We start from the raw sequence: 18,274 nt of genomic DNA, 5'->3' as shown, positions 1-18,274 counted from the left end.
ACACGCCGGCGCCCCCCCCCAAACCCCCCCCCAAATTATATACCTAATTAACACAAACCCCCCCCCCCCCCCCCCCCCCCCCCCCGGGGGGGGCGCCCGCCGTCGTTGGTTACTGAGGCGCTGGTCGCCTAAGCGCTGGTCGCCGCGGCCGGCTCGGCAGCGTTGTACCCGTAGGGGTTGTTCTTCTGCCAGCGCCAGTGGTCCTCGCACATCTGGTCCACGTTCTTGGTGGTGGACCAACCGAGGTCCGCGAGTGCGGAAGACGCGTCGGCCCAGAAGGCGGGGAGGTCTCCCGCACGGCGGCCAGTGATCTCGTACGGAATCGGCCGGCCGACGGCCTTCTCAAAGGAGCGCAGCACTTCCAGCACTGAGGAGCCGCGGCCGGAGCCAAGGTTCCAGCGCCGAACGCCTGGGCGCCCAGCGATATAGTTCAGGGCTGCTACGTGGCCGTCGGCCAGATCCACCACATGGATGTAGTCGCGCTGTGCTGTGCCATCAGGGGTGTCGTAGTCCCCGCCGAAGACCATGAGCTTCTCGCGGCGTCCCACAGCCACCTGTGCGATGAACGGAACCAGGTTGTTGGGGATGCCTTGGGGGTCCTCGCCGATGCGGCCTGACGGGTGTGCGCCCACCGGGTTGAAATAGCGCAGCAGTGCGATATGCCAGCGGTCGTCCGCGTTGCCCAGGTCCGAGAGGATGTCCTCGATCTGTTCCTTGGTCCGGCCGTATGGGTTGTTGGCGCCGATTTCCATCTTCTCGATGTACGGGATGGGGTTGTGCTCGCCGTACACCGTGGCCGAAGAGCTGAAGACGATGGAGCGCACGTTGTGCTTGTCCATGGCGCGGAGCAGGTTCAGGGTGCCCACGATGTTGTTGTAGTAGTAGGCGAGGGGCTCCTGGACGGACTCTCCTACGGCCTTTAAGCCAGCGAAGTGGATCACGGCGTCGATCTGGTGCTGGTCGAACACTGCCTCAACGGCGGGCTCATCCACCAGGTCCACCTTGTGGAACGCGGCGGTCTTGCCGGTGAGCTCCGAGACCCGGCGAAGGGATTCCTCGCTGGAGTTCACGAGGTTATCCAGCACGACGACGTCGTGGCCGGCTTCCTGAAGGGACAAAACGGTGTGGGAACCGATGTAGCCGGTGCCACCCGTGACAAGAATTTTCATGATGTCTACGCTAGCGGAAATTGGAGCCACGCCGCTCTGTGTTGAGCGGTGTTGAAGCACGTTCGTGCTAAAAACTACTGGTGCCCAAAATTGTTGATGCCGAAGCCCGGCGCCAGGAAGTTGTCCAAGCCGTGTTCCGGATCATTGCCAGCGATGGCCTGGAACGGGCATCCCTCCGGGAAGTGGCCGATGAGGCCGGACTGGCAGTGGGCTCCGTCCGGCACTACTTTGCCAGCAGCGACGACCTCCTGGTGTTTTCCTTTGGCGCTGTGATTGACCGGATTGCCGGGAGGCTTGAGTCCTCAATGGCAGCTGTCGAACAGGAGGCGCCGGACAGCCCGGAACAGCAAGCTGCAGTATTGAACCTTCTGGGCCAATTCCTGCCGCTGGATGAGGAACTCGCCGTGGATGCTTGCGTATGGATGGCCTTCAGGCATGCCGCCCGTATCAAACCTGTCCTCGCAGCCGAAGCCGAGCGAAGCCACCGCGCTGTAGCGGCCGTCGTCGGACGTCTGATCATGCACCTGAGCCCTGGGGGAGCCGATGCCCAACAAACCCTCGTGGCAGAGGCGGAGCGGCTCCTGGCGACCATGGACGGCTTGTGCATGCACGCGCTGTTGCAGCCCGAGTGGATGACTGCCGAGATGTGCAGCGATGTCCTCACCGCCCATCTGCGGTCCCTTGCCGGCATGCCCGCGGCCCAATAGGGAGATGCAGTGAGCCACGCCCCTACCGTCCTGACCCAACGGGAATAGACTGGGAGATGTCGGGAACCTGCCAAGGGAGGAATTCGGATGCACGAGTCAGGCGGCCCGGGATGGCGCATCACCATGGACACGTCCGGGCCGATGCTCATCGCCTTGTACTTGCGGGACGTCGCCGGATTGGATGGCGCCGGTAGACCGAGCCTGTCCCACGCAGCCCCCAAAGTCCGGCATGCCGACCACAGCCACCTGACCTCCGACGTCGGGGGTATCCACGCCCTCAAGACCGAGTGGGAAGCCTGGTGGGAAAGCCTGGTTAAGTCTTATCCCAAGCCCGCCTCGGAACTGGCACCACCCAGCTTTAAGGCCTTCGGTAACTCACCGGCACTCCAACGTGTCCTACAGGCCCACTTCGGTTCGGCCCTGGGATGGGCCACCGACAGGATCGACGAGTACGCCGACCTCGAAGCTGCCCGTGAAGCCAACGGTGTGACCCAGGTCCTCAACGAGATGGTGGAGGACCGGCTGCTGGAAGTCGGGCGCAGTTCCCGCAATTTCGAACTGACCATCATTGAGCTGCCTTTGAACGAACCACGTGCCTGGTATCTGGAGCCCAGCACAATGATCATGAGCCACAGGCTGTTGGCCGAGCCCGACGTCTTCCGCAGCTACGTCCAGCCGGTCGTTGAAATTCTCGCCTGAGGGAGCTTTTGGACAGATACGGCCCTTAAGATCCGCTTTTCCGGGCAGGAGCTGTACAAAAACTCAGGTGGCGGGGGCTGAGACGGTGATGGTGACCGCTCCGGAGGGAGCCGGCGATGCCTGCCAGCCGTCACGCTTCTCCCGGTTCCAGGCGCGGCCTCCAACGTCCACCTGCGTGATGGACAGCGTCTTGGCGTTGGCCACGGCCCAATGGGCAACGGCCCATGCCTGCGTCCCTGTGAGGTCCAGCTGCACCGAGCGCCCCTGAATGGTAGCCGCTTGCGTGCCGAACGCCGCCGTAAGTTCATCGACGACGACGGCAGGGTCACCGGCCGCTTCGGGCATGCGCAGTTCACAGTTCAGCGCAGCCTCCGAGTGCCCAGTGAGCGCAGAAGCGAAGGCCCTGCCCATGCCTTCGTGCTGGGCGTAGGCACGGGGGAAAGCTGATCGTTGGACCGCTTGGGCGGCCTGGGTGATCTCCATGGACTCGTAGCCGGGGACTTTGACCAAGCCGTCAAAGAACGCATTGGCGGCGTAGATGGGGTCCATGACCTGGGCTTCAGTGCCCCAGCCTTGCGACGGCCGCTGCTGGAAAAGCCCGCGGGAGTCGGGACCGGCGTCGTCACCATAGTTGATGTTGCGCATCCGGGATTCCTGCATGGCTGTGGCTAGGGCAATGCTCGCAGCCCGGGGAGGCAGCCCACGCTGGACGGAAATGGCGGTAATAAGGGAAGCGTTCGCTGCCTGGTCCGTGGCGAGTTCGTGGCTTTCAGAGCCGACGACGGCGACGCAGCGCTCCGCGACCAAAGTCTCGGAGCGCTGCAGCACAGTAACGATCGCGTAGATGGCACCTGCTACGAGGGCCAAAGCCAGCACCGCAACGATGGCGCGGCGGAACCGGCGCACGGGTGTCCTCCTGCTAGTTGGCGTGAAGGGCCTCGTTGAGCTCCACCGTCTGGCCCTTGCGCGGAAGGACTTCCACGCCGCCCGTGGTGGAGTTGCGGCGGAACAGCAGGTTGGGGACCCCGGAGAGTTCCACGGCCTTGATGATCTTGCTGGTGTCCTCGCCGTTCTCGTCCTTGGGACCCGGAACGCGGACGCGGGTACCGGCGGTGACGTACAGGCCGGCCTCCACAACGGAGTCGTCACCGATGCTGATGCCCACGCCGGAGTTGGCGCCGAGCAGGACCCGCTCGCCCAGGGCAATCTTTTCCTTGCCGCCACCGGAGAGCGTGCCCATGATGGACGCTCCGCCGCCCACGTCAGTTCCGTCGCCTGCCACGACGCCGGCAGAGATGCGCCCTTCCACCATGGAAGTGCCCAGGGTGCCGGCGTTGAAGTTCACGAAGCCTTCGTGCATCACGGTGGTGCCTTCGGCCAGGTGGGCACCCAGGCGGACGCGGTCGGCGTCGGCAATGCGCACGCCAGTGGGAACAACGTAGTCAACCATCCGCGGGAACTTGTCCACGCCGTACACCACTACGTTGCCGCGCTTGCGCAGGCGGGCGCGCGTCAGCTCGAAACCGTCCACGGCTGCCGGACCGAAGTTGGTCCACACCACGTTGGGAAGCTTGCCGAAGACGCCGTCCAAGTTGATGCTGTTCGGCTTGACCAGACGGTGCGAGAGGAGGTGCAGGCGCAGGTACGCGTCGGCGGTGTCTGCCGGGGCGGCGTCGAGGTCGATCTGGGCGAAAACCACTTTCTGTTCCGTACCGCGGTCGGCATCCTTGCCGTCGTTGGCCAGCGCAGTGAGCGTGGGATCGGCGCTCTCAACATCGCGCAGGGTTTCGGCCGCAACGCCCAAGGCGGGAGCCGGGTACCAGACATCCAGCACGGTTGCTTCCCCGGAGGCCGAGGTAGCGATAGTGGCGAGGCCGAATCCGTAGGCTGATCGGAGGTTGGCGGGAGCGTCTGTGGGCACAGCAGAGGAAGCAGTTTCAGTCATGGGGCAAGTGTATCCAGCACCCGGAGGTCGGTTAAAACCCGTCTCATGCCATGGAGGTCGCATTTGCGGGCATTAGGCTGGACGGGTGACCTTGAACCCTGCTCCCGCCCTCCTTGACCTGCGCCAGGACGTTGCCTTGCTGACGGCCGCCATCATTGACTTCAACAGCGTTTCCGGCAATGAAACCGAGCTCGCCGACGCCGTCGAGTCCGCCTTGCGGGCCATGCCCGCCTACACGGTGGTCCGCGACGGCGACGCCATCATTGCCCGCACCGAACTTGGCCGCCCGGAGCGCGTCATCCTGGCCGGACATCTGGACACCGTGCCGTTGCCCACCGTGGAGGGTTCGCTGGGCACCGTTCCAGCCACGTGGGAATCCGGCGTTCCGGGCGAAGGTGTGCTGTACGGCCGCGGGACGACGGACATGAAGGGCGGCGTTGCGGTGCAGCTTGCGTTGGCGGCAACACTGTTCGACGACGGTCGGGAGCCGGACAAGGACGTTACCTTCGTCTTCTATGACCATGAAGAAGTGGAAGCGGTCAAGAGCGGCCTTGGAAGGTTGGTCCGCAACCACGGTGACCTGCTGCAGGGCGATTTCGCCATCCTGCTTGAGCCGACCCACGGCACAGTGGAAGGTGGATGCAACGGGACCAGCCGTTTTGAGGCCACTACCATCGGTGAAACGGCGCACTCAGCCCGCGCGTGGATGGGCATCAATGCCATCCACGGCGCTGCCCCCATCCTGGCGCGGCTCGCTGCCTACGAGCCGCAGACCATCAACGTGGACGGCCTCGATTACCGCGAGAGCCTGAACGCAGTAAAGATCAACGGTGGAACTGCGGGCAACGTCATCCCGGACCGCTGCGTGGTGGAGATCAACTACCGCTTCGCTCCGGACAAGTCACCGGACCAGGCCGAGGCCCACGTCCGGGACCTGCTGGAAGGATTCGACGTCGTCCGTACCGACGCCGCTGCCGGCGCGCGGCCCGGTCTGAACCATCCCGCTGCCGCGTCCTTCGTGGCCGCAGTCGGTGCCGAGCCCAAGCCCAAATACGGCTGGACCGACGTCGCGCGTTTCAGTGAACTGGGAATCCCTGCGGTGAACTTTGGACCCGGTGACCCACTGCTGGCGCACAAGGACAACGAACACGTCGACGCCGATGCCATCCGTGAGTGCCTCCGGGCACTGAGGACGTGGCTGGCGCCGTAGCCCGGGAGCTTCGCCGCAGCAGAAAAAAGAAGGTCCGCAGCCTGATGGCTGCGGACCTTCTTGGTGTTGGTGCAGGACTATGGCTTGGGACCTTCGATGGAGTCCTTGGCCATGGGGTCGTTACCGCCCACCACGAGTCCGGTCCGGAGACTGGGCGGAGCCACGCCACCGGCGGCCTTCTTGGAACCGCGGCGTTCAATCATGATGGCGATCCGTGAAACCGTCAGGTTGATCAGGATGTAGATCGCGGCACCGACGAAGAAGGCCGGGAACAGGAAGTCCGGACCGAGGAAGTCGGCCATGATCTGGATCTTCCGCAGCAGTTCCTCGTAGCCCACGATGTAGCCGAGCGAGGTGTCCTTGAGCAAAACCACCAACTGGGCGACCAAGGAGGGAAGCATCCGGCGGACGGCCTGAGGGAACTCGATGGACATCCGTGACTGGAAGCTTCGGAGACCGATCGCCAAACCAGCTTCGCGTTGTCCCTTGGGAAGGGACTGGATGCCGGCACGAAGGATTTCAGCGAAGATGGCCGCGTTGTAAAGAACCAAGCCAACAACAACGGCCTGGAACTGTCCGGTTGCGAAGACCAGCAGGACAAACAACATCATGAGGACCACGGGCATGCCGCGGAGGAACTCGAGGACCACCTGGGTGGGAATGCGGATCCAGGCGATCAGGGAGATCCTCAGCAGGCAGAGAGCAATGCCCAGAGGGAAGGCGATGATTGCCGCGACCGCGGCTGCAGCCAACGTCGAGAGGATGCCTTGGCCGATCAGGCTCCAGACATCCGGGGCCATGGGACCGTAGAAGATTTCCCAGCGGTCTGCATCGAAAATGCCCTGCTGTGCCAGCGTAGTGACGGCGATGGCAAGGACACCCAGGATGATCAGGATTCCGGCTGCGGATCCCAGGAGCGAGTAAAGGCGGGCCTTGGGCCCGGGGACGTCGTACAGGACCGAGGTCATCGGGCAATCGCCACCTTTCGTTCAACAAAGTGCGCCAGAAGGCCCAAGGGCACCGTGATCAGGAGGTAGAAGAAGGCCACCCCGAGCAGGATCCACAGGACTTGGTCACCGTAGTCGTTGGAGAGCTGGCGGCCGTAACCGAAGAGCTCGAGGACGAAGAACGCGCCGGCCACCGAAGAGTTTTTGACCAAGGCGATCAGGATGTTGATCAACGGGGGGACGACGGTACGGACGGCCTGGGGAAGGACAATGAAGCCCAGGACCTGGGTAAAGGTCATGCCGATACTGCGGGCAGCTTCTGCTTGGCCCACCGGCACGCTGTTGACACCCGAACGGACTGCTTCGGCGATGAAGGCTGCCGTGTAGCTGCTCAGCGCGATGATGGCGGCCACTTCGAATTGCTCGAACTTGACGCCCAACCGGGGGAGAACGATGGCTGCGAAGAAGAAAATGATGGTCAACGGGGTGTTACGCGCGACTTCAACATAAAACATGCTGAAACCGCGGAGTGCAGCCACGGGGGAAACCCTCATGGCCGCCAGGAGTGTGCCGACAAGGAGGGCAATGATTCCTGAAATTACGGAGAGATAAAGGGTTCGGAGAAATCCGTCCCAGTATTCGGGGAGGCTTGCTATGACGGCGTCCATGGCTTCCTTTGGCTGCAGCTAATCAGGGAACAGGGTCCTGGAGTCGTCAACTGCCGCCGTCCGGGTGGGCGGCGGCAGTCAACGGATCCCGACTAGTAGCGGTTGATCGCAGGAAGTTCAGGAGTGGTCTTGATGACCTTGCCTGCTGTGGCTTCCCAAGCCTTCTTGTAGTCGCCGTCCTTCTGGAATGCCTCGAGCTGGTCGTTGATCCAGTTGCGGAAGACGGTGTCGTCCTTCTTCAGGCCAATGCCGTAAGGCTCCTTGGTGAAGGTTTCATCCGAAGCGAGCTTGAAGGCATCCGGTTCCTTGTCCACGTAGCCGGCGAGGATCACGTTGTCCGTGGTTACTGCAACTACCTGCTTGTTGCGCAGCGGCTCCAAGCAAGCGGTGTACGTGGCAGCTGGAACTACCTCGGCGTTGTACTTCTCGGCGATGGTCTTTGCCGGGGTGGAGCCCGTGACGGAGCAGACCTTCTTGCCGGCGACATCCTCAGGCTTGGTAATGGAGGTGTCGTCCTTGTTCACCAGGAGTGCCTGGCCGGCTTCGTAGTATGGTCCGGCGAAGGCTACCTTTTCCTTCCGGGCATCGTTGATGGTGTAGGTGGCGATGACCAGGTCAACGCGGCCCTGCTCGATGAACGATTCGCGGTTCTGGGAGACAGTCTCTACCCATTCGATCTTGTCAGCGGGAATACCCAGCTTGGCAGCGATTGCTTTGCCCATTTCGACGTCGAAACCGACAGGCTTGCCGTCCAGGCCCTTCTGGCCGAACAGCGGCTGGTCAAACTTGGTGCCGATGGTGATCTTCTGGGCCTTGTTCAGCTTCTCCATGGTAGTGCCGGCCTCGAAGCTGGCCGAAGCAACCGGGGGAGTGGTGGTGGTGCCGCCGCCACATGCGCTCAGCGACAGGGCGAGGGCTGCGGAAGCGGCCACCAGGAGTGATTTCCTCCGGGTAATGAAAGCCTTCATGACATTCCTTTCATAGATTGGCCGTCTTACGGCCTGGGTGCGGTCTTTACGGCCTGGGTGCGGCGGTAAAGAGCTAGTGGGTCAAAAGCTTGGACAGGAAGTCCTTGGCCCGGGTGCTCTTCGGGTTGGTGAAGAATTCCTCGGGAGTAGCGTCTTCCACAATCTGGCCGTCAGCCATGAACACCACGCGATCGGCAGCCTTGCGGGCAAAGCCCATCTCGTGGGTGACCACGATCATGGTCATGCCTTCTTTGGCCAACTGGATCATGACGTCAAGGACTTCGTTGATCATTTCGGGGTCCAACGCGGACGTGGGCTCGTCGAACAACATGACCTTCGGCTTCATGGCAAGAGCACGTGCGATGGCCACGCGCTGTTGCTGGCCACCGGAGAGCTGGGCAGGAAGCTTGGGAGCCTGGTGCCCAACACCAACGCGCTCAAGGAGGGCCATGGCCTCCTTGTCGGCCGTGCCCTTGGCCACACCCTTAACTTTGATGGGACCCAACGTGACGTTCTCAAGAATCGTCTTGTGGGCGAACAGGTTGAAGGACTGGAAGACCATTCCGACGTCGGCACGCAGGTGAGCGAGGTCCTTGCCTTCTTCGGGAAGCTTCTTCCCGTCGATGGCGATGTCACCGTCGTCGATGGTTTCCAAACGGTTGATGGCACGGCACAGTGTGGACTTACCGGATCCTGAGGGTCCGATTACCACTACCACTTCACCCTTCTTGACCTGAAGGTTGATGTCCTTGAGGACGTGCAGTTGACCGTAATGCTTGTTGACGCCATTCAGGGAGACGAGGGCATCGCCGGACGCTTGAGTAGTCATACGACGAATCTAGCGAACAAAGAAGCAAATATGACCACGGTCACGGCAACTTCCTCAAGATCGTGACTGAACAGAAACCTGCCCCACAGCGATATACCAGACTGCAATGCAAGAACCGGGTCGCAGCAACGGAGCAGGCAGCTGTAAGCGCTAGCCTTGGGCAATGAGCATCAGCCAGCACCCAGTACCCCACCCGGATGCCAACGGCCAGGTCAGGGCCAGCCAAGTGCCCCTGCCCTCGGACATCGCCCCGGCCAAGCACAAGGGCTCCTTGGAGCTTCGCCGCAAACAAGCGGATACGGGGATGTCGGACCAACATTTGCTGGACACGAGTGGCGCTGGACAGTTCATCCACACCGATCCATGGCGCGTCCTGAGGATTCAGAGCGAATTCGTGGAGGGCTTCGGAGCGCTTGCTGACCTCGGCCCGGCCGTCAGCGTGTTCGGTTCCGCACGGACCAAGCCAGGAACCGAGTACTACGACATGGCCGTCGACGTCGGACGCAAGCTCGCCGAAGCCGGCGTCGCCGTGATTACCGGTGGAGGGCCGGGTTCCATGGAAGCGGCCAACAAGGGTGCTGTGGAAGGCAATGGGGTCTCCGTAGGCCTGGGCATCGAACTGCCGTTCGAGCAAGGACTCAACCAGTGGGTGGACCTGGGCATTAACTTCCGGTATTTCTTCGCCCGCAAAACCATGTTCGTCAAGTACGCGCAGGGCTTCGTGGTCCTGCCTGGCGGCCTCGGCACCTTGGATGAACTTTTCGAGGCCATGGTGCTGGTGCAGACCCGCAAGGTGACCTCGTTCCCCATCGTGCTCCTGGGGGTCAGGTTCTGGGGACCTATGATCGAGTGGATACGGGAGACCCTCGTGGCGGAGGGCATGGTGTCTGAAAAGGACCTTGACCTGATCCAACTGGTGGATGACCCCGCGGACGCCGTGCACCGCGTTTTGCACGGAGCACCGCTGCCTCCTGCTCCCAATGGAAATCAGCGCCCGGAATAGCCGGCCGTTTCTGGCACGATGGTCCTGTGAGCTTTTTCCTGGTGTTTCTCGCGATTGTCCTCATCGGCGCTGTGCTGTACCTCGGAGCCGGGATTGTCCGGGGACGCTCGATTGGCGCAGGCCTTGACGACCCCGTACCCAACCTTCCTCCCGTGGTGCTGCCGTCCAAGGCCAAGCCGTCCGACGTCGATTCGCTGCGTTTCGCCCTGGGGCTGAGGGGATATCGCATGGACCAGGTTGACCAGGTCCTCGATGACCTGCGGGACCAGTTGCAGGCCAAAGACCAGGAGATCGAACGACTCAGCGCGCAGGCGCAGCCGCGGCTTGGGGACGGCGAGCCCGGCCGGATCAAGCCGTGAGCCCACAGACCCGGAGCAAGGCCGGGCAGGGGCCCGCGGAACGGATTTCGCGCTCTGCCGCAGCTGTGGCCGCAAGGATGTCGGCGTGGCCATGGTGGCTCCAGGTTTCCTTGGTCTTCGTGGGTGCAAGACTCGTCAGTGCGTGTATTTTCATGGCCGCAGCCATTCATCAAGGCCCCAACCCGTGGTTTCCACCGGCACCGGACTATTGGAACTTCATCACCATCTGGGACGGGCGCTGGTACCAGGAGGCGGCAGACAAGGGCTATCCCGCAGATCTTCCAGTGGACGCCAACGGCGTAGTCAAGGAAAACGCCTGGGCATTCTACGCACTGTTTCCCTTCCTGGGCCGAGGCTTGTCCGCCATCACCGGGATGGGGACTTTGCCCGCGCTGACGGCCATCGCAATGCTGGCGGGCCTTGGCGCTGCCTTGGTCATTTACCTGCTGTTCCGGGAGTTCGCGGGGCGGCGCACCGCCATGTGGGGCGTCATTTTCGTTTCCACCTTCCCGGTGTCTGCCATCCTGCAGGTCCCGTATGCCGAGTCGCTGAACCTGCTGCTCCTGGCGTCGTCGCTGTTGCTCGTGGTCAGACGCCGTTACTTTGCGGCCATTCCCGTGGTGCTCCTGATGTGCCTGTCCAGGCCCACCGGGGTGCCTTTTGCCGCCATGCTGGGGCTGCTGTTCCTGGGGCGGTTATGGCAACGTATCCGGCAGTCACCAACGGCGCTGCCGGCGGATGGCACTGCAGGAAATGCCGGTAAGGCCACAGACCCGACGTCGACACGTGGCCTGGTATCCCTGGCCGTCCTCGTGTTCGCCACGGGTCTTGCGGCTCTGGCATGGCCCGCCATCGCCTGGGCCGTCACAGGGGATCCGGCGGCTTATACCCGAACTGAAACAGCGTGGCGTGGTCATGACCTGGTGCCCTTTAAACCTTGGTTTGACACCGGCCGGATGTTGTTCGGGCCGGTGCTGGGAGTACTGGCTCCCTTCGTTTTCGCCGGACTCTTTGTGCTGGTGATGATGTCCAGGCCGGTACGGGCCATCGGAACGGAGCTGCGGCTTTGGTGCGCCTGTTACATGGGCTACCTGTTGGTTTTCCTGCACCCCCAAACCAGCACGTTCCGTATGCTCCTGCCGCTGTTCCCGCTGGCGCTCGGGGCAGCCCTGCTATCCAAATCCAAGGCATACCGGGGAACCGTGGTGGCCATGTTCATCCTGCTCCAGATTGTCTGGGTGGTCTGGCTGTGGGCGTGGGCCCAGTTGCCCGGGGGAGGCGACTATCCGCCCTGACGTGCAGCTTTGCCGGGGAACAGCAATATGTACAAAGACCGGACAAATGGCGTGCTGATTCGCTACGGACGGTTAAGTACGGGATAATGGTCTAAGAGCAAGGACAAGCACCTTAAAGTGCCCGGCCAAGGCGGCCTCCCAAGCGTTGCCGCCGGCTGCAATTGCGACGCGGATCCAGCCCGGCCGGGTTGGGCGTGACTTGGGACAAATGGAGGGGATTTTCCTAATGGCGGCGATGAAACCACGTACTGGCGACGGCCCGATGGAAGTTACCAAAGAGGGACGCAGCCTGATCATGCGTGTGCCGCTCGAAGGCGGGGGACGGCTTGTGGTCGAGCTCAACGCCGCTGAGGCGGAGAACCTCAAGGAATGCCTCGTAGGCGTGACTGGATAGATACACCAAGCAGGGCCCGGCTGAGCCGGGGCCCTGCTTTTTGGTTTAAGGAAGGCCGGCGCCCTACCTCTTGACGGCCACCAGCAGTCCATCGCCGGTGGGCAGCATTGCCGAAGCCAGCCGATCGTCGTCGCGGATGGCCTTTCCAATCTGCCGCAACACCACGGTGGTGGAATCACGAGCCGCCGGGTTGGCTACGCGGTCTTTGTCCAGGGCGTCGTTGATCACCAGCGTGCCGCCGGACTTGAGGAGGCGGATGGCCTGTTCAACGTACTTCGGGAAGTTGGGCTTGTCGGCGTCGATGAAGACGAGGTCATAGGCCGAATCCGTCAAGCGCGGCAAGACGTCGGCCGCGCGGCCCGAAATGGTGCGGGTGCGGTTGGCCGGGCTGCCGGATTCCAGGAACGCTTCCCTGGCCGCTTTGAGGTGTTCAACGTCAACGTCGATGGTGGTCAGGACTGCCTGGGGGCTCAATCCGCGGAGCAGGCAAACGCCGGACACTCCGGCTCCCGAACCGACTTCAACCACTGTCTGTGCCTTGGATGCGGCAGCGAGGACCGTGAGCACCGCGCCCACGCCGGGGCTGATGGGTGTGACTCCCAGCTCGAAAGACCGCTCCCTGGCGCGCAACAAGACGTCATCCTCAGCAGGCAGATCTTCTGCATAGGACCAGCTGCTTGACTTGTCGGCACTCATGAAGGGTTTCGCTTTCCGCGGGTAGGGGTGTTTGTACCAAGACTACTGTGTAAGCACACGTAAACCCGCTGTTGGGCAACCGTCCTGCAGCTGTGTCCAGCCTCGTCTTCAGCCCTGCGGAAAAAACTTTCGCCAGTCAGGAAATTCCCAGACAACCTTGGGATGATAATGCTCCGATCATCCATGAGGTGGCCGGCGCCGAAGGATTCGGTGAACCACAGTTTGAGGGGAGTGGACGATGCCGGCATTGCATGCTGCGCCAGTCCAAACATCGGAAAGCATTGACGGCGTTGCTGACTGGGTCATGCCCAGCTGGGAGGAAGTGGTGGCCAACCACTCCGCCAAGGTATATCGCCTCGCCTATCGCCTGACGGGCAACAAGTTCGACGCCGAGGACCTCACCCAGGAGGTCTTTGTCCGGGTGTTCCGGTCGCTGGAGAATTTCAAGCCGGGAACTTTGGATGGTTGGTTGCACCGCATTACCACCAACCTGTTCCTTGACCAGGCCCGGCGCAAGAGCCGGATTCGTTTCGATGCCCTCGCTGAGGACGCCGAGTCCCGCCTGCCCGGCCGCGAACCCGGTCCGGAGCAGAGCTTCGAACACAACAACCTTGACCTGGATGTCCAGCGCGCGTTGGAAGAGCTGCCGCCGGACTTCCGCGCCGCCGTCGTGCTGTGCGATCTCGAAGGCCTTTCCTACGACGAGGTTGCAGAAGCGCTGGGCGTCAAGCTGGGAACCGTCAGGTCCCGCATCCACCGTGGCAGGACCATGCTGCGGGAGAAACTCGCCCACCGCGATCCCCGTCCGGCCGAGGCCCGCAAGCCGCGCCTGAAGATGCCGCGCATCGCAAGCATCCTGTAGGACGTCGATGCCTCGACATCCTCGTCGTCCGGGACTTTTGTCCCGGCGCAAACTGGCTGCCCTGCGCCATACCCGCAACCCGGCCCATGTTCAGGAATGCGCCGAATGCAGCAGCGCCCTTCACCGGGAACGGCAGTACCTTGAACGTCTTCGGGGTGCTTCGGTGCCCGAGGCCAGCCAGGACCTTGCCGCGCGGCTGATCCAGCACACTGAGCGCCTTGCTAATGAGACTGGCCAGGACCTTGCCGCCCAGGCTACGTCCAGCGGCATCCGCCGGGGACTTCGCCTCGCGGGCGTCGCAGCCGGCACCTTGGCTGTCAGCGCCGGTGCCTTGGGGGTGTCCGCGTACGTGGTGGCCGGTGACGACGTTCCACAGGTCCGCGCCGGAACCAGCAACGTCGGTGCTTTTGCCGGAGCGTGGACAGGAAACCCGGTGGAAAGCATGGCGGGACCTGTATTCCGTGCCGGCAGCATTGTCAGCTTGAGCCCTCCCCAACTGGACGCTCTGCGGGAAGAAGGGTGGGCGTGCCCTGAGCTTGCAGGAATGGGCTTCACGGTGGTCTCGGCCCACGGCACTATGCACAACGGGCATCCGGCGGTGGAAATGAGGCTGGAAAGCAACGGCCACTACGCCATCATTGTGGAGGAGCATCTACCGGCTGATCAGCCAGCTCAGGGACCAACGACGTCGGCACGGCTTTCTGTCACGCAGGGGAGCCCGTGGAAGGCCGTATACACCATGCCCGCTGCAGTGATCAGTTATGCCTCGGACCTTCCTGCTGACACTGCGGATGACGCGGTCCCTGAAATCGTCCGCGCAGGCGAATCCATGGCAGTTGATCAGCCCGGCGAAGAGGGCGAAGCCTGGTACGCGAGGCTGCTGCGTGGGCTCCAGACCCTTCTTCGACCCGCCGGTTTATGAGCGACACCACAGACAAGGTAATCTTCGTAGCGTGCTTGGAATCAACGGCCCGGAGTTCATACTCCTTCTGATTATCGGCGTACTCGTCATCGGTCCCAGCCGTTTGCCCGAATACACTCAAAAGCTTGCCAACCTGGTCAAGGAAGTCCGTCGGATGGCGTCGGGTGCTCGTGAGCAGATCAAGGAAGAAGTCGGCATCGATATCGATGACGTCGACTGGAAGAAGTATGACCCCCGGCAATACGACCCCCGGCGCATCATCAAGGATGCACTGCTGGATGACGACACCAAGCCCGTGAGCGCTGGAGCGCCTGCCGTTGCCGCAACGGCTGCTGCCGCGGCTGCATCCGTGGAGACCAAGCCAAAGGCCCCCACCCGGGTCATCGAACGGCTGGCTGAAGGCGAAGCTGCACCCTTCGATTCCGAAGCAACCTGACCCGATTGATACTGCCGCACCAGCAAGCGGCAAGCATCAGCGGGGTTCGATCCCCAGTGACAGACCTGACAGTCCGCGGGGCCGTGAGGCCAAGGCCGAGGCCACGTCCTGCATAGCCTTCGCGGCCGCAGTTTCGGGCGCTGCCAAGACCACGGGTTTTCCGGCGTCACCGCCTTCCCGCAGCCGGATATCCAAGGGAATCTGGCCCAACAAGGGAACCTCGCTGCCGACGGCAGCGCTCAGCCGCCCAGCCAGGATGGCGCCACCGCCACTTCCGAACAATTCCATCCTGCCGCCGTCGGGCATTTCCAGGAATGACATGTTCTCGATGACGCCGGCCACTTTCTGGCCCGTCTGGGTGGCGATCGTTCCAGCGCGTTCGGCGACGTCCGCGGCAGCGGCTTGCGGCGTGGTCACCACCAGAATCTCGGCATTGGGCAGCAGCTGGGCCACGGAAATGGCAATGTCGCCCGTGCCGGGAGGCAGGTCGAGGAAGAGAGCGTCGAGGTCGCCAAAATAGACGTCCGTGAGGAATTGTTCCAAGGCCCTGTGCAGCATGGGACCGCGCCAGGCTACCGGCTGGTTGCCGGCCACGAACATGCCAATGGAGATGACCTTAACGCCGTAGGCCACCGGCGGCAGAATCATGTCATCCACCTGGGTGGGCTTTTGGGTGATGCCCATCAAAGCGGGTACTGAGAAGCCGTGGACGTCGGCATCAACGATGCCTACCCGAAGACCCTGTGCAGCCAAGGCGCAGGCCAAATTAACGGTGACCGAGGACTTCCCCACACCGCCTTTTCCGCTGGCTACGGCGTACACCTTGGTGAGGGAGCCCGGCTTGGTGAACGGTATGCCGCGCTGGCCGCCTGGACCGCGGAGCTGTTCCTTGAGCGCTTCACGCTGTGCCTGGTTCATGACTTTCAGCTCCACGTCCACGGACTTGACGCCCTCCACCCGCGACAAAGCCGCAGTGGCGTCCTGCGTGATGGTCTCCCGAAGGGGGCAGCCGGCAATAGTCAACAGGACGGCGACATGGACTGTGCCGGCGTCGTCGCAAGACACCGATTCCACCATTCCAAGCTCCGTGATGGGCCGGCGTAGTTCGGGATCGATGACTGTAGCCAAGGCAGCATGCAGCGCCTCGGCAGATGCGGTGCTCATAGAGTCAGGCTCGGCTTTCAGGAGTTTCAGGCGACGGTTTTGCAGTAGAGTGCTGCGGTCCTGTGGCTCGCGGCTGGCGGACCTTGGGTATCTGCTGTGTGCGGGGGCCACGGGACTTGTCGCGTTTCTCCTTCAGCTTCTCCTTGACCTTCTCGCCAGGAGACTCTGTGCCGTCCGCGGCGGATTCGCTCTCGCGAAGCTCCTCCTGGGCATCGATGATGTCTTCCAGGAGGCTCCGGAGTTCGGTACGGACATAATCACGGGTGGCTACTTCACGCAGGGCGATGCGGAGAGACGCCAGCTCCCGCGTTAGGTACTCGGTGTCGGAGAGATTGCGTTCGGCACGCTGGCGGTCCTGCTGGAGTGAAACACGGTCCCGGTCATCCTGCCGGTTTTGGGCCAGAAGGAGCAACGGCGCAGCGTACGAGGCCTGGAGTGACAACATCAGCGTCAGCAGGGTGAAGCCCAGCTCCATGCGGTCGAATTGCCAGTCCGTGGGGGCGAAAGAGTTCCACGCAAGCCAGAACACACAGAACACCGTCATATAGACGAGGAACGTCGGCGTGCCCATAAACCGGGCGAAGCCTTCGGTTGCGTTGCCGAAAGCATCCGGGTTGGGAGAGAACTTCGGCAGGATCCGTTGCCGGCCACTCAGTGGGGTGTCGAGGCTGCTGCTTGCGCGTCCTGCCGCCTTGGGGGATCGTGCGGCGTTGTTATCAGCCAATGCGGCCTCCAAGTTTCCTTATAGGGGCGTCGTCCTCGTGGGCGCGCCAGTCATCCGGCAACAGGTGATCCAGCACGTCATCAACAGTCACCGCCCCCACAAGGCGGCCGTCGTCGTCTACGACTGGTAGGGAATTGAGGTTGTACGTGGCAAGGGTACGGGCGACTTCGCTGATGTGGGCTTGGTCCGACAGGGGTTCAAGATTCTTGTCAACGAGGTTGCCCAGCGGTTCGGGGGGCGGGAAACGCAGGAGCTGCTGGATATGGACAACTCCCAGGAAACGCCCCGTGGGGGTCTCCAGGGGAGGCCGCGCGATGAAGATTGACGATGCCAGAGCGGGGGAGAGCTCCTCGCGGCGGACGTGGGCCAAAGCTTCGGCCACAGTTGCTTCCGGCGGCAGGATGACCGGGACGGGAGTCATCAGGCCACCGGCGGTGTCTTCGTCGTACTCCAGGAGGCGTCGGACGTCTTCGGCTTCCTGGGGTTCCATGAGTTGCAGCAGCTCTTCCGCCTGGGCCGAGGGAAGCTCGGCGAGGAGGTCGGCGGCGTCGTCAGGGTCCATCTCTTCGAGGACGTCTGCGGCCCGCTCCACGTCGAGGGCGGAGAGAATCTCCACCTGGTCGTCCTCCGGCAGTTCCTGCAGGACGTCCGCCAAACGCTCATCCTGAAGCTCGCTGGCCACTTCAAATCGCCGCTTATCGCTCATCTCCTGAAGGGCTTCGGCAAAGTCGGCAGGTTTCAGGTCTTCGTGCGTGGCCACGAACTGCGTGGCAGCCTGAGGCTCGTTGTGGGCGCCGGTCTGGGCGTCGGCCCAATCGATGATCAGCGTCTCGTTGCGGCGGAGCCTGCCAAACGGTGACAGTGAGTGTCCGCGGCGGACGAACAACTTGCTGACAAACCAGTCCTTGGACCGGTGTTGGTCCATGGCGATGTCCTCGATGGTGGCATCTCCGCTGCCGTCGGCAAGGGTCACGCGGCGGTCGAACATCTCGGCAACCACCAGCGTTTCGGCGCCCCGCTGCTCGAAGCGGCGTAAATTGACCAGGCCGGTGCAAATGATCTGCGTCTGGTCAATGGACGTAATGCGGGTCATGGGGACAAAGACACGCTTTTTCCCCGGCACCTCCACCACTATGCCCACCACATGAGGCGCCCCTCGGGTGCCGCGGGAGAGCACCACGACGTCGCGCAACCGGCCCAGACGATCGCCCAAGGGGTCGAAGACGTCCAGGCCGAGCAGGCGCGCGACAAAGACGCGTGAAGGATGTGTGCTCATG

21 protein-coding genes are annotated in these 18,274 nt (G+C 62.7%); 10 read left to right on the top strand and 11 right to left on the bottom strand.

Going from position 1 to position 18,274, the window contains the following annotated elements; all coding sequences use genetic code 11:
* Window positions 1–128: 128 nt before the first annotated feature.
* Complete coding sequence (galE, locus tag ABIE35_RS12170) at window positions 129–1,169, bottom strand: UDP-glucose 4-epimerase GalE (protein ID WP_354515204.1); 1,041 nt, start codon at window positions 1,167–1,169, stop codon at window positions 129–131.
* Window positions 1,170–1,249: 80 nt separating this feature from the next.
* Between galE and ABIE35_RS12165 the strand changes: the two genes are divergently transcribed.
* Both ABIE35_RS12165 and ABIE35_RS12160 read left to right on the top strand, forming a co-directional pair.
* Window positions 1,250–1,876 (top strand): TetR/AcrR family transcriptional regulator, encoded by a 627-nt coding sequence (locus tag ABIE35_RS12165; RefSeq protein WP_354515202.1) that lies wholly within the window; start codon window positions 1,250–1,252, stop codon window positions 1,874–1,876.
* A gap of 87 nt (window positions 1,877–1,963) precedes the next feature.
* On the top strand, window positions 1,964–2,575 hold the full coding sequence (locus ABIE35_RS12160; RefSeq protein WP_354515200.1) for a hypothetical protein: 612 nt from the start codon (window positions 1,964–1,966) through the stop codon (window positions 2,573–2,575).
* Between the two features lie 63 nt (window positions 2,576–2,638).
* Here ABIE35_RS12160 and ABIE35_RS12155 read toward each other — a convergent pair whose 3' ends face one another.
* Window positions 2,639–3,481, bottom strand: coding sequence for a transglycosylase SLT domain-containing protein (locus tag ABIE35_RS12155; protein WP_354515198.1), 843 nt, complete (start codon window positions 3,479–3,481; stop codon window positions 2,639–2,641).
* A gap of 13 nt (window positions 3,482–3,494) precedes the next feature.
* Window positions 3,495–4,520, bottom strand: a complete 1,026-nt coding sequence (gene dapD, locus ABIE35_RS12150) for a 2,3,4,5-tetrahydropyridine-2,6-dicarboxylate N-succinyltransferase (protein WP_354515196.1) — start codon at window positions 4,518–4,520, stop codon at window positions 3,495–3,497.
* A gap of 85 nt (window positions 4,521–4,605) precedes the next feature.
* On the opposite strand from dapD, the gene dapE reads away from it, so the two are divergent.
* Complete coding sequence (gene dapE / locus ABIE35_RS12145; RefSeq protein WP_354515194.1) at window positions 4,606–5,730, top strand: succinyl-diaminopimelate desuccinylase; 1,125 nt, start codon at window positions 4,606–4,608, stop codon at window positions 5,728–5,730.
* A gap of 77 nt (window positions 5,731–5,807) precedes the next feature.
* On the opposite strand, the gene ABIE35_RS12140 is transcribed toward dapE, so the two are convergent.
* The 4 genes from ABIE35_RS12140 to ABIE35_RS12125 form a co-directional block, all read right to left on the bottom strand.
* Window positions 5,808–6,698, bottom strand: coding sequence for an amino acid ABC transporter permease (locus ABIE35_RS12140; protein WP_354515192.1), 891 nt, complete (start codon window positions 6,696–6,698; stop codon window positions 5,808–5,810).
* The gene (locus ABIE35_RS12135) at window positions 6,695–7,345 is read right to left on the bottom strand and encodes an amino acid ABC transporter permease (protein ID WP_354515190.1); all 651 of its coding nucleotides are present in this window, start codon (window positions 7,343–7,345) and stop codon (window positions 6,695–6,697) included. Before ABIE35_RS12135 ends, ABIE35_RS12140 begins: the two co-directional genes overlap by 4 nt.
* A 92-nt stretch (window positions 7,346–7,437) precedes the next feature.
* Entirely contained in the window at window positions 7,438–8,313 is an 876-nt protein-coding gene (locus ABIE35_RS12130; protein WP_354515188.1) for a glutamate ABC transporter substrate-binding protein, read from the bottom strand.
* A 73-nt stretch (window positions 8,314–8,386) separates the two neighbouring features.
* Window positions 8,387–9,142 (bottom strand): amino acid ABC transporter ATP-binding protein, encoded by a 756-nt coding sequence (locus tag ABIE35_RS12125; RefSeq protein ID WP_026539964.1) that lies wholly within the window; start codon window positions 9,140–9,142, stop codon window positions 8,387–8,389.
* A 163-nt stretch (window positions 9,143–9,305) separates the two neighbouring features.
* On the opposite strand from ABIE35_RS12125, the gene ABIE35_RS12120 reads away from it, so the two are divergent.
* The 4 genes from ABIE35_RS12120 (at window position 9,306) to ABIE35_RS12105 (ending at window position 12,193) form a co-directional block, all read left to right on the top strand.
* On the top strand, window positions 9,306–10,145 hold the full coding sequence (locus ABIE35_RS12120) for an LOG family protein (RefSeq protein ID WP_354515186.1): 840 nt from the start codon (window positions 9,306–9,308) through the stop codon (window positions 10,143–10,145).
* A gap of 26 nt (window positions 10,146–10,171) precedes the next feature.
* Entirely contained in the window at window positions 10,172–10,504 is a 333-nt protein-coding gene (locus tag ABIE35_RS12115; RefSeq protein WP_354515184.1) for a DivIVA domain-containing protein, read from the top strand.
* 77 nt (window positions 10,505–10,581) lie between these two features.
* On the top strand, window positions 10,582–11,799 hold the full coding sequence (locus ABIE35_RS12110; protein ID WP_354515226.1) for a hypothetical protein: 1,218 nt from the start codon (window positions 10,582–10,584) through the stop codon (window positions 11,797–11,799).
* Window positions 11,800–12,025: 226 nt separating this feature from the next.
* Window positions 12,026–12,193, top strand: a complete 168-nt coding sequence (locus ABIE35_RS12105) for a DUF3117 domain-containing protein (protein WP_089595685.1) — start codon at window positions 12,026–12,028, stop codon at window positions 12,191–12,193.
* 63 nt (window positions 12,194–12,256) lie between these two features.
* Here ABIE35_RS12105 and ABIE35_RS12100 read toward each other — a convergent pair whose 3' ends face one another.
* The gene (locus ABIE35_RS12100) at window positions 12,257–12,889 is read right to left on the bottom strand and encodes an O-methyltransferase (RefSeq protein ID WP_026539968.1); all 633 of its coding nucleotides are present in this window, start codon (window positions 12,887–12,889) and stop codon (window positions 12,257–12,259) included.
* Window positions 12,890–13,127: 238 nt separating this feature from the next.
* On the opposite strand from ABIE35_RS12100, the gene sigE reads away from it, so the two are divergent.
* The 3 genes from sigE to ABIE35_RS12085 are packed head-to-tail and all read left to right on the top strand — an operon-like array spanning window position 13,128 to window position 15,109.
* Entirely contained in the window at window positions 13,128–13,751 is a 624-nt protein-coding gene (sigE, locus tag ABIE35_RS12095) for an RNA polymerase sigma factor SigE (protein ID WP_207594103.1), read from the top strand.
* A gap of 7 nt (window positions 13,752–13,758) precedes the next feature.
* A complete protein-coding gene (locus tag ABIE35_RS12090) occupies window positions 13,759–14,673 on the top strand; it encodes a hypothetical protein (protein ID WP_354515181.1) in 915 nt (304 codons plus the stop codon).
* A 31-nt stretch (window positions 14,674–14,704) separates the two neighbouring features.
* Window positions 14,705–15,109 carry a twin-arginine translocase TatA/TatE family subunit gene (locus tag ABIE35_RS12085; RefSeq protein WP_354515179.1) on the top strand — a complete coding sequence of 135 codons (405 nt, stop codon included), beginning with the start codon at window positions 14,705–14,707 and terminating at the stop codon, window positions 15,107–15,109.
* Window positions 15,110–15,145: 36 nt separating this feature from the next.
* Here ABIE35_RS12085 and ABIE35_RS12080 read toward each other — a convergent pair whose 3' ends face one another.
* The 3 genes from ABIE35_RS12080 to ABIE35_RS12070 are packed head-to-tail and all read right to left on the bottom strand — an operon-like array spanning window position 15,146 to window position 18,273.
* A complete protein-coding gene (locus tag ABIE35_RS12080; protein WP_354515177.1) occupies window positions 15,146–16,273 on the bottom strand; it encodes an Mrp/NBP35 family ATP-binding protein in 1,128 nt (375 codons plus the stop codon).
* A 4-nt stretch (window positions 16,274–16,277) separates the two neighbouring features.
* On the bottom strand, window positions 16,278–17,009 hold the full coding sequence (locus tag ABIE35_RS12075) for a DUF1003 domain-containing protein (RefSeq protein WP_354515175.1): 732 nt from the start codon (window positions 17,007–17,009) through the stop codon (window positions 16,278–16,280).
* A complete protein-coding gene (locus ABIE35_RS12070; protein ID WP_011775428.1) occupies window positions 16,990–18,273 on the bottom strand; it encodes a magnesium transporter MgtE N-terminal domain-containing protein in 1,284 nt (427 codons plus the stop codon). The genes ABIE35_RS12075 and ABIE35_RS12070 overlap by 20 nt, the downstream gene beginning before the upstream one ends.
* Between the last annotated feature and the right edge of the window lies 1 nt (window position 18,274).

This window comes from Paenarthrobacter sp. 4246, from assembly GCF_040546855.1.
Taxonomy (GTDB): Bacteria; Actinomycetota; Actinomycetes; order Actinomycetales; family Micrococcaceae; genus Arthrobacter.
Note: the sequence above shows the minus strand (reverse complement) of the source record. Positions and strands in the feature narration are given on the sequence as shown.